General features: G+C 70.1%; 9 protein-coding genes, 1 pseudogene and 1 riboswitch. Of the genes and pseudogenes, 5 read left to right on the forward strand and 5 right to left on the reverse strand.

Features of this window, described 5'->3' with window-relative positions:
- Nucleotides 1-638: pseudogene (locus tag C1J01_RS42320) on the reverse strand (TIGR00374 family protein); the annotation flags it as partial.
- A 200-nt stretch (nt 639-838) separates the two neighbouring features.
- On the opposite strand from C1J01_RS42320, the gene C1J01_RS42325 reads away from it, so the two are divergent.
- On the forward strand, nt 839-2,845 hold the full coding sequence (locus C1J01_RS42325) for a molybdopterin-containing oxidoreductase family protein (RefSeq protein WP_111184675.1): 2,007 nt from the start codon (nt 839-841) through the stop codon (nt 2,843-2,845).
- Here C1J01_RS42325 and C1J01_RS53585 read toward each other — a convergent pair.
- Entirely contained in the window at nt 2,840-3,766 is a 927-nt protein-coding gene (locus C1J01_RS53585) for a GNAT family N-acetyltransferase (RefSeq protein ID WP_111184676.1), read from the reverse strand. The two genes, C1J01_RS42325 and C1J01_RS53585, sit on opposite strands and share 6 nt — an antisense overlap.
- Before the next feature lie 75 nt (nt 3,767-3,841).
- Here C1J01_RS53585 and C1J01_RS42335 point away from each other — a divergent pair, with 75 nt between their 5' ends.
- A complete protein-coding gene (locus tag C1J01_RS42335) occupies nt 3,842-4,291 on the forward strand; it encodes a hypothetical protein (protein WP_181449266.1) in 450 nt (149 codons plus the stop codon).
- Nucleotide 4,292: 1 nt separating this feature from the next.
- Here C1J01_RS42335 and C1J01_RS42340 read toward each other — a convergent pair whose 3' ends face one another.
- From C1J01_RS42340 to C1J01_RS42350, 3 genes are all read right to left on the reverse strand, one after another.
- Nucleotides 4,293-4,676, reverse strand: a complete 384-nt coding sequence (locus tag C1J01_RS42340) for a VOC family protein (RefSeq protein ID WP_111184677.1) — start codon at nt 4,674-4,676, stop codon at nt 4,293-4,295.
- 32 nt (nt 4,677-4,708) lie between these two features.
- On the reverse strand, nt 4,709-5,023 hold the full coding sequence (locus tag C1J01_RS42345; protein WP_111184678.1) for a DMT family transporter: 315 nt from the start codon (nt 5,021-5,023) through the stop codon (nt 4,709-4,711).
- Between the two features lie 33 nt (nt 5,024-5,056).
- A riboswitch (guanidine-III (ykkC-III) riboswitch) is annotated at nt 5,057-5,120 on the reverse strand.
- Nucleotides 5,121-5,144: 24 nt separating this feature from the next.
- Nucleotides 5,145-5,942, reverse strand: coding sequence for a class I SAM-dependent methyltransferase (locus C1J01_RS42350; protein ID WP_235855039.1), 798 nt, complete (start codon nt 5,940-5,942; stop codon nt 5,145-5,147).
- Between the two features lie 101 nt (nt 5,943-6,043).
- Between C1J01_RS42350 and C1J01_RS42355 the strand changes: the two genes are divergently transcribed.
- The 3 genes from C1J01_RS42355 to C1J01_RS42365 all read left to right on the forward strand — a co-directional run bounded on the left by C1J01_RS42355 (nt 6,044) and on the right by C1J01_RS42365 (nt 9,187).
- Nucleotides 6,044-7,849 carry an acyl-CoA dehydrogenase gene (locus C1J01_RS42355; RefSeq protein ID WP_111184680.1) on the forward strand — a complete coding sequence of 602 codons (1,806 nt, stop codon included), beginning with the start codon at nt 6,044-6,046 and terminating at the stop codon, nt 7,847-7,849.
- Between the two features lie 104 nt (nt 7,850-7,953).
- Nucleotides 7,954-8,892, forward strand: coding sequence for an MBL fold metallo-hydrolase (locus C1J01_RS42360; RefSeq protein ID WP_111184681.1), 939 nt, complete (start codon nt 7,954-7,956; stop codon nt 8,890-8,892).
- A gap of 70 nt (nt 8,893-8,962) precedes the next feature.
- Nucleotides 8,963-9,187 carry a DUF6458 family protein gene (locus C1J01_RS42365; RefSeq protein ID WP_111184682.1) on the forward strand — a complete coding sequence of 75 codons (225 nt, stop codon included), beginning with the start codon at nt 8,963-8,965 and terminating at the stop codon, nt 9,185-9,187.
- Nucleotides 9,188-9,373 lie beyond the last annotated feature (186 nt).

A 9,373-nucleotide genomic window follows, 5' to 3' on the forward strand; every position in this document is an offset into this window, starting at 1 on the left:
GTGTTGGGGCTGCCGATGCCGTACAGGGTGGCGTAGCCGATGGCCATGCCGACCAGAACCGTGACGATGGCGCTGGGGATGGTGATCTGCCGGCCGGAGAAGAACGCCAGGATGTAGAGGGCGATCGTGGTCCACATCAGCATCCGCCAGGTGGGGCGGCGGGAGATGCGGACGGCGGTGGCGTACGCGACGACCGAGGTGAGCAGGGTGTTGAGCGGCTCGATGTCGCGGTCGCCGGTGAGCAGCACGCGCAGGTCGTGCAGGTTGCCGGAGACGAGCCACTGCCCGAGCAGGAACGACCCGGCCATGCCGACGATGGCGGCGATCAGCCCTTCGGCGACCCGCAGGCCGTCGCGGTGGAAGACGCGCTCGACGGCGAAGGCCGCGGGCACGATCAGCACGGCCGCGCCGCCGAGGAACGCCGCGATCCGGCTGAGCAGCGGGACGAGCTCGGCGCCCTCCTTGACGTCGGCCTCCAGGCCGATCAGCGTCTGCTTGGCCACCAGGGCGAGCAGCACGACCGCGGCCAGCACGAAGAGCGTGGCGAAGAAGCGCAGCAGGTCGGACGGCCGCCGCAGCCTCTGGGGCAGCAGAGGCTCGACGACGTAGACGTCGGTGTCGGAACGTGGCTGGGCCACGGCGGGATCCCCTTTCGAGAGGTCCTCCGTGTCATCTCGTGCGCTGATATCGGCCACCGACAGTGATTCTGCACCTTCCCGGCCGGACCCGTACGTCGTCTAGCTTGCAGTGTCCTCAGTCGTGCCCGTCGCAGGTGGCAGGCTACACGGTCGCCTTCCCCCCGTTCACCTCCGTATTTCCCCGGCATACGCTGTAACGCATGTCGGGTGAACTGAGGGTTTTGGGGGCTTGTCCGCTGGACTGCCCGGATACCTGTTCGTGGGTGGTCACCGTCGAGAACGGCACGGCCGTCAAGCTCCGGGGCAACCCCGACCAGCCCTACACCAGGGGCGCGCTCTGCGTGAAGGTCAACCGGTATCTGGAGCACACGCGGGCCGACGACCGCATCCTGTACCCGATGCGGCGTACCGGGCCGAAGGGGTCCGGGCAGTTCGAGCGGATCACGTGGGACGAGGCGCTCGACGAGATCTCCGTACGGCTGCGCGGCGTCGTCGAGGAGCACGGCGGCGAGGCCATCTGGCCCTACCTCGGCACCGGCACGCTCGGTTACCTGCAGGGGTGTGAGGGCGTGGCCGGGCGGCGGTTCTGGAACATGCTGGGCGCCTCCAAGCACTGGCTGAACATCTGCTCGGCGGCCGGCAGCACCGGCCTGCGCCGGACGAACGGCACCGCGGCCGGCATGGACCCGGAGAACTTCGCGCTGTCCAAGCTGATCCTGCTGTGGGGCACGAACACGCTGACCAGCGGCCACCACCTGTGGAAGTTCATCCAGGACGCCCGCGCGAACGGCGCCCACGTCGTCGCCATCGACCCCATCCGCACCAGGACGGCCGACCAGGCCGACGAGCACCTGGCGATCAGGCCGGGCACGGACGCGGCGCTGGCGCTCGGCCTGCTCAACGTGGTGCTGGCGGAGGGCGCGCAGGACGAGGAGTTCCTGGCCGAACACACCGAGGGCTGGGAGGAGTTCCGGCAGGAGATCCTGAGTCACCCGGTCGAGCGGGTGGCGGAGATCACCGGCATCCCGGCCGAGTCCGTCCACAGGCTGGGGATGCGGCTGGCGCACACCCGGCCGACCGGGATCAGGGCGACGCACGGCCTGCAACGGCACAAGGGCGGCGGCACCGCGCTGCGCACGATCGCCGCGATCCCCGGCGTGACCGGCGACTGGCGGCACCCTGGCGGCGGGGTGGCGTTCTCGACCAGCGACCACGTGCGCCTCGCCATCGACACCCGCGACGACCTGCTGGCCAAGCCGGTGCGCACGCGGGTGATGAGCAAGCTGGCCTCGCAGCTCGACGACGTCAAGTGCCTGTGGGTGTACGCCGCCAACCCGGTCGGCTCCACGCCCGACGCGAACGCGATCCGGCGGCAGCTCGAACGCGAGGACCTGTTCACGGTGGTCATGGAGCAGTTTCCTACCGACACCGTCGACTACGCCGACATCGTGCTGCCGGCCACCATGCAGACCGAGCACCACGACCTGCACGCCGGTTACGGCCACATGTACCTGCTGTGGAACGAGGCCGCCGTGGAGCCGCCGGGCGAGTGCCTGTCGACGACGGAGACGTTCCGGCGCCTGGCGGCGCACATGGGGATGACCGAGCCGTCGTTGTTCGACTCGGACCTGGAGCTGGCCGAGCAGCTGCTGTCGAGCGGGCATCCGTCGCTGGAGGGCATCACGCTCGACCGGCTGCGCAAGGAGGGCTGGGTGCGGATGAACTACCCCAAGCCGTTCGCGCCGTTCGCCGAGGGCTTTCCCACGCCGTCGGGACGGCTGCGCTTCCCGCCGGCCGGGCAGGCGTACGTGCCGTCGCACACGGCCTCGGCGGGGCGCTCGGCGTACCCGCTGACGCTGGTCACGCCGGCCTCGCACCTGTTCCTCAACACGACCTTCGGCAACAACCCCGAGCTGCGGCGGCGGGCCAAGGACCCGGTGGTGCTGGTCAACCCGGCCGACGCGGCGGCCCGCGGGCTGAGGGCCGGGCAGCGGGTGCGCGTGCACAACGACGGCGGCGCGTTCCTGGCCGACGTGGAGATCAGCGACCGGGTGGCCCCCGGGGTGGTGGCCTCGCCGAAGGGCCGCTGGCCCAAGCTCAGCCCCGGCGGCGCGAACCCCAACGCCGTCGTGGCCGAGCGGGACGGTGACATGGGCCGGGGGCCCGGCTTCCACGACAACCTGGTGGAGCTCAGCCCGGTCTCATAGGGCCAGCTTGTATCCCACGTGGGACTGGACGAAGCCGAGCCGGTCGTAGAAGCGGTGGGCCTCGGTGCGGGACTTGTCGGAGGTCAGCTGCACCAACGCGCAGCCGCGGGCGCGCGCCCGGTCGATCGCCCACCGGATCATCTTGCCGCCGAGGCCCTGGCTCCGGGCGGAGGCGGCGACGCGTACGGCCTCGATCTGGCAGCGCTCGGCGCCCAGCCGTGACAGCCCGGCCAGGTACGTCAGCTGCATCGTGCCCACCACCTTGCCGTCCACCTCGGCCACGATCAGCTCGTCGTTCGGGTCGGCGTCGATCCGGTCGAAGGCGGCCAGGTAGCGCTCGTCGGCGGGGTCGCCCTCGCGCTGCGCCCCGAGCGGGTCGTCGGCCAGCATGGCGACGATCGCGGGCACGTCGTCCCTGCGGGCCTGGCGGAAGATCAGCGACAGCACGTATTCGGTCTCCGGGGACTCGGGGCCGGTCTCGCGGGTGAGCACGCCGGTCCGGCCGCTCGGCGTGAATCCCTTGCGGAGGTAGAACGCGCGGCCGCTCTCGTTGGCGTCCACGACCCACAGCCGCACCCGTTCGGCGCCGGCCTCGCGGGTCCAGGCGACGGCGGCGTCCACCAGCCGGGAGCCGACGCCCGTTCCCCTGGCCTCCGGCGCGACCCACATGGACAGCAGGTGTCCCCCGGTCTCCTCCATGAGCAGGCACACCAGGCCCACGTCCGCGCCGTCGCCGGCGGCCACCCACCAGCGCGACTGCGGGTTCGCCAGGCGTTCGGCCCAGGTCTCGGCCGGAAAGGCGCTCTCGCTCTCGTGGCTGGAGGCGAAGGCGCCGGGCGTGTCGCGCAGCGCGCGCAGCCGTACCTCCTTCAGGCGCTCCCCTTCGTCCGGGCCAAGCTGCACAATCTCGATGTCCGTCATGTGCGCATCATGTCAGGGACGGTTCAGGGTCCGTCCCCGATGCCCCCAGGGTGGGACAAAGGACAGCATGAGGACATGAACGAAATCAGTCGACGCGACGAGGTCTCGCTGTCGGGCGCCGCGCTGCGCGGCGCTCCTTGGAAGGCCGCCGCCATCGGCGGTGGCGTCGTCTCCGCGACCAGCTACGGCCTCGGTCTGGTGACGGGTGGCGGCGACCTGTCCTGGGCGCTGGGGCTGGGCATCAGCCTGTTCGCCCTGATCGCGGCGATCGGGTCGGTCGCGCGGCCGCAGGAGGGCGACCGGGTGACCCGCCAGGCGCGCCTGTGGTCGCTGCAACACCCGTGGAAGTTCTCTCTCCTGCCGGCCGGTATCGCCGCCGTGCTGGACTACCCGGTGCAACTCGTGCTCGACGGCGAGGGTGTCTTCGGCGCGGCCGTGGACTCCGTCTGGCACGGCGCGCTCGTCTACCTGATCGCCGGCATCCTGACCCTGACGATGAAGGGACGAGCGCAGTCGGCCCGCTGACTCAGACCTGCGACTCCCGTTCCGCCTGGCTGCGGCAGACGCAGAACTCGTTGCCCTCGGGGTCGAGCATGGTCACCCAGCCGGTGCCGTCGGGTTTGCGGTGGTCCTCGTGAACGGTCGCGCCCTGGCCCAGCAGCCACTCGACCTCCTGGTCGCGGGTCCTGCCCTCGGTGCCGTTGACGTCGAGGTGCAGCCGGTTCTTGACCGTCTTGCCCTCGGGCACGCGGATGAACAGCAGGAACGGGTCCTGCTTGGTGCGCAGCATGACCTCGTCGTCACCGGGCTCGTCGCCCTCCCCCAGAGGCAGCCCGGTGACCTTGCTCCACCAGGAGGCGATCGTGTACGGGTCGGCGGCGTCGATGGTGACGGCATGGATCTCGATCATGCCGTCACCCAATCGCGACACCACCTAAGCCGTCAAGCCAGTGTTCGCAATCCGATCACCCCGGCCAGGATCAGGCCGATGAACAGCAGCCGCGCCGCCGAGACCTGATCGCCGAGCAGGGCCATGCCGAGCAACGCGGTGCCCGCCGCCCCGATGCCCGTCCAGACGGCGTACGCGGTGCCGACTTCCAGGCTTTTGATGGCGTACGAGAGCAGGCCGAAGCTGAGCACGGCCGTGGTGAGGAACGACAGGCTCCACCACAGATGGGTGAAGCCGTTGCTGAGTTTGAGCGACAACGCCATGACGACCTCGAAGAGGCCGGCCAGCACGAGAACGACCCATGCCATTGAGATGACTCTCCTGGACGTGAGACCTACACGGGTGCGTCGTCTTGGCGTATCCGGGTACGGCGCGTCTCGTCCGGGAACCGTCGGGGGGCTCACAAAGTGAACAGCCCCGATGTGAGGATCATTCCCACCAGATGGTGACCCACCGGTCGCGGGGCACCGGCCACATGCCGAGCTCCAGCGCGGTCGCGGCCACCTCGTCGGCCCGCGCGGGGTCGAGGCAGGCCCGCCGGCACGCGCTGGCGGCCAGTTCCTCCAGCGAGGAGAAGCGTTCGAGCGGCGCCTCCCGCTCCTCCACCCGCACGGCGAAGCCGAGCGCCGCCGCCAGCGCCACGCAGTCTTCCGCGATGGGCCGCACCGGCCGGTCGATGCCGTGGAAGTGCTGCCACAGCGGCGTCAGCCAGCTCATGGGGTGGCGGTGGGTCAGCTCCAGCACCACCCTGCCCTTCGTCCTGGCGTCGAGCGCGCGCAGGAACGCGGCCAGGTCGGGCACGTTGTAGACGACGTGCGCGGCCACGCTCACGTCGGCAACCGGCACCTGGTCGGCCACGTCGGGCCAGCGGCCCTCGATCGCGGTGACGGGGACGCCGAGCTTGTCGGCCCGCGCGGTCAGCCCGTCGAGCATGGCCCGCGAGGTGTCCACCGCGTACAGATGGCCGATGCGCCCGCGCAGCGGCAGCGAGGAGGCCCCCGCCCCGGCGCCCACGTCGAGCAGCGTGCCATCCTCGGGCAGGGCCTCCGCCAGACGCCGCATGGTGGGACCGTCGTCGGGCTCGGCCAGCGCCCGGTCGGTACGGGTGCCGAATCTCTGCGGCGAGTGACTCCACGGGTCGACGGGAGCCTTGGCCAGGATCTCGTCGGGGATCGCCCAGGATTCGAGTCGCTCACGCCAGCGGGCGGCGAGTTGTTCGGCGTCCATGAGGACGAGCATGCCATGCATGCCCCTGGTTACCCGCGGGTAGCATTCGGGAGTAAGGTTACTCGCCGGTACAACCCCTCGGTTCAAGGAGATCGACGCCCATGGGCCACTACAAGAGCAACCTACGCGACCTGGAGTTCAACCTCTTCGAGGTGTTCGGCAGACGCGAGATCCTCGGCACCGGGCCCTTCGCGGACGTGGACGAGGACGTCGCCCGCAGCATTCTCGACGAGGTCAACCGTCTTGCGACCGGCGTACTGGCCGACTCCTTCGAAGAGGGCGACAGGAACCCGCCCGTGTTCGACGCGGCCACCGCCACGGTGAAGGTGCCGGAGGGCTTCAAGAAGTCCTACAAGGCGCTCATCGACGGCGGCTGGGCGCACCTCGACCTGCCCGCCGACCTGGGCGGCCCCGGCATCCCGCGCAGCCTCGCCTGGGCGACGGCCGAGATGGTGCTGGGCGCGAACCCGGCCCTCTACATGTACGCGGCCGGCCCCAACTTCGCCTACACGCTGTGGAAGCTCGGCACGCCGGAGCAGAAGCGCTTCGCCGAGATGGCCATCGAGCGCAACTGGGGCGCCACGATGGTGCTCACCGAGCCGGACGCCGGCTCCGACGTCGGCGCCGGACGGGCCAGGGCCGTGCGGCAGCCCGACGGCACCTGGCACATCGAGGGCGTCAAGCGCTTCATCACCAGCGCCGAGCACGACATGTCGGAGAACATCTTCCACCTCGTGCTGGCCCGCCCCGAGGGCCACGGCCCCGGCACCAAGGGCCTGTCGATGTTCCTCGTGCCGAAGTACCACGTGGACCTGGAGACCGGCGAGCTCGGCGAGCGCAACGGCGTCTACGTCACCAACGTCGAGAAGAAGATGGGCCTGAAGGTCTCCACGACCTGCGAGCTCACCTTCGGCGACAAGCACCCGGCGATCGGCTGGCTGGTCGGCGACGTGCACGAGGGCATCAAGCAGATGTTCATGGTCATCGAGCACGCCCGCATGATGGTCGGCACCAAGGCCATCGCCACGCTCTCCACCGGCTACCTCAACGCCCTGGAGTACGCCAAGGCCCGCCTGCAGGGCGCCGACCTGACGCGACAGGCCGACAAGACCGCCCCGCGGGTGACCATCACCCACCACCCGGACGTCCGGCGCGAGCTCATGCTGCAGAAGGCCTACACCGAGGGCATGCGCGCCCTGGTGCTCTACACGGCCACGTTCCAGGACACCCTGCTGATGAACCCGGACGACCGGCAGGCCGACGAGATGAACGACCTGCTGCTGCCGCTGGTCAAGGGCGTCGGCTCGGAGCGCTCGTACGAGATGCTCTCGCGCTCGCTGCAGACGCTGGGCGGCTCCGGCTACCTGCAGGACTACCCGATCGAGCAGTACATCCGCGACGCCAAGATCGACTCCCTGTACGAGGGCACGACGGCGATCCAGGGCATGGACCTGTTCTTCAGGAAGATCCTGCGCAACCAGGGCGCCGCGGTCGGCCGGCTGCTGGCCGAGATCAACGAGTTCGCCGGCTCCGAGGCGGGCAACGGCCGGCTCAAGGAAGAGCGCAAGCTGCTCGCCGAGGCCGCCGCCGACGTCAAGGTCATGGGCGACACCATGGCGGGCTGGGCGATCGGCTCGATGGAGTCGGCCTCTGAGGTCTACAAGGTCGGCCTGAACACCACCCGGTTCCTGCTCGCGCTGGGCGACCTGGTGATCGGCTGGCTGCTGCTGCGCCAGGCCGAGGTGGCCCTGGCCCGGCTGTCGGAGGTCGAGGACCCGTTCTACCAGGGCAAGGTCGGCGCGGCGTCGTTCTTCGCCAAGACCGTGCTGCCCCGGCTGGCCGCCGAGCGGCGCGTGCTCACCTCCACCGGCCTGGAGCTCATGGAGCTCCCGGAGGAGGCCTTCTAGTCCGTGTCAGCCGAAACGCCCGCGCGAACACGCGCGGGCGTTTTGTCATGAAAACAGGGACCTCGCCGGAATTCAGCGCGGAGAGGTTCAGTACCTTCCCTCCCATGAGTTCGTCTTCCCACGACCATCCGCTGCCGCCGCCGCGTGTCGAAGAGGTGTCCGACGGCGTCTACGCCTACCTGCAGCCCGACGGCAGCTGGTGGATCAACAACACCGGCTTCCTGGCCGGGCGGCGCGGCGTCATCTGCATCGACGCCTGCTCGACCGAACGCCGCACGCGGGCGTTCCGGGAGGCCGTCGGCAGGGTCAGCGACCGGCCTGTCACCACGCTGATCAACACCCACCACCACGGCGACCACACCTTCGGCAACTGGCTGTTCCCCGAGGCCACGATCGTCGGGCACGAAGGGGTGCGCGAGCAGATCATCGCCGACGGCGTGCCCGGCTACCTGGGCGCCTGGTCGCCGGAGGTCGACTGGGGCCGGCAGGAGCCCGTGCCGCCGTTCCTCACCTACACCGACGGCGTCACCGTCCACTCCGACGAGCTGCGCTGCGAGGTGCGGCACGTCGGCGTCGCCGCGCACACGACCAACGACTCGTACGTGTGGATCCCGGAGCGGCGGCTGCTGTTCGCCGGCGACCTCGTCTTCAACGGCGGCACGCCGTTCGTGCTGATGGGCTCGGTCGCCGGCGCGATCGAGGCCGTCGGGCGCCTCAGGGAGCTGGACGCGCGGACCATCGTGCCTGGGCACGGCGACGTGTGCGGACCCGAGGCGTACGACCGGGTCGAGGGGTATCTGCGGTTCGTCCAGGAGACCGCGCGGCGCGGCAGGGCGGCGGGGCTGACCCCGCTGGAGACGGCCAGGGAGACCGACCTCGGGGAGTGGGGCGGCCTGCTCGACTCCGAGCGCATCGTCGGCAACCTGCACCGCGCGTACGCCGAGCTCGACGGACAGCCGCTCGGCGCGCCGATCGACCTGGTCACCGCCGTGCTCGACATGATCACCTACAACGGCGGCCGGCCGCTGTCGTGCCTGGCCTGATTGCGACGGGTGGACCACCTATACCCGGGTATGACCCTGGCTGTACTCGCTCATTGCCTGGAGGTCGCACATGGGTGTCGGGGTCAGCATCTTCTTCCTCACGCTCGGCGCCATCCTGAGGTTCGCGATCGAGCCTGACGTGTTCGGAGAAGCCGTCCACATGGACATCGTGGGCCTCATCTTCATGATCGTCGGTGGCGCCGGCATCGTGTTGAGCGTCGTGCTGGCCCCGCGGCGGGGCCGCACGTCGGACGACCGGCTGATGCACCGGGAGAACCGGCCGCCGGAGATCTAGAGGCAACGCCGTTCAGTTATGGCTGGGGTAGCGGCGTCAAGGGCTGGCCGGGATCATGCTGATGCTGATGGTGGCTTTGTAGGTGGTCCGGTCGATGGCGGGTCCGCGGGCGTTGTATTTGGAGATCGCGCGTTTGACGATGCGGTCTTTGGTGCGGACTCGCCGGGCGGGCAGGAGCTGGGCCAG

The organism is Nonomuraea aridisoli, assembly GCF_003236395.1.
GTDB lineage: Bacteria > Actinomycetota > Actinomycetes > Streptosporangiales > Streptosporangiaceae > Nonomuraea > Nonomuraea aridisoli.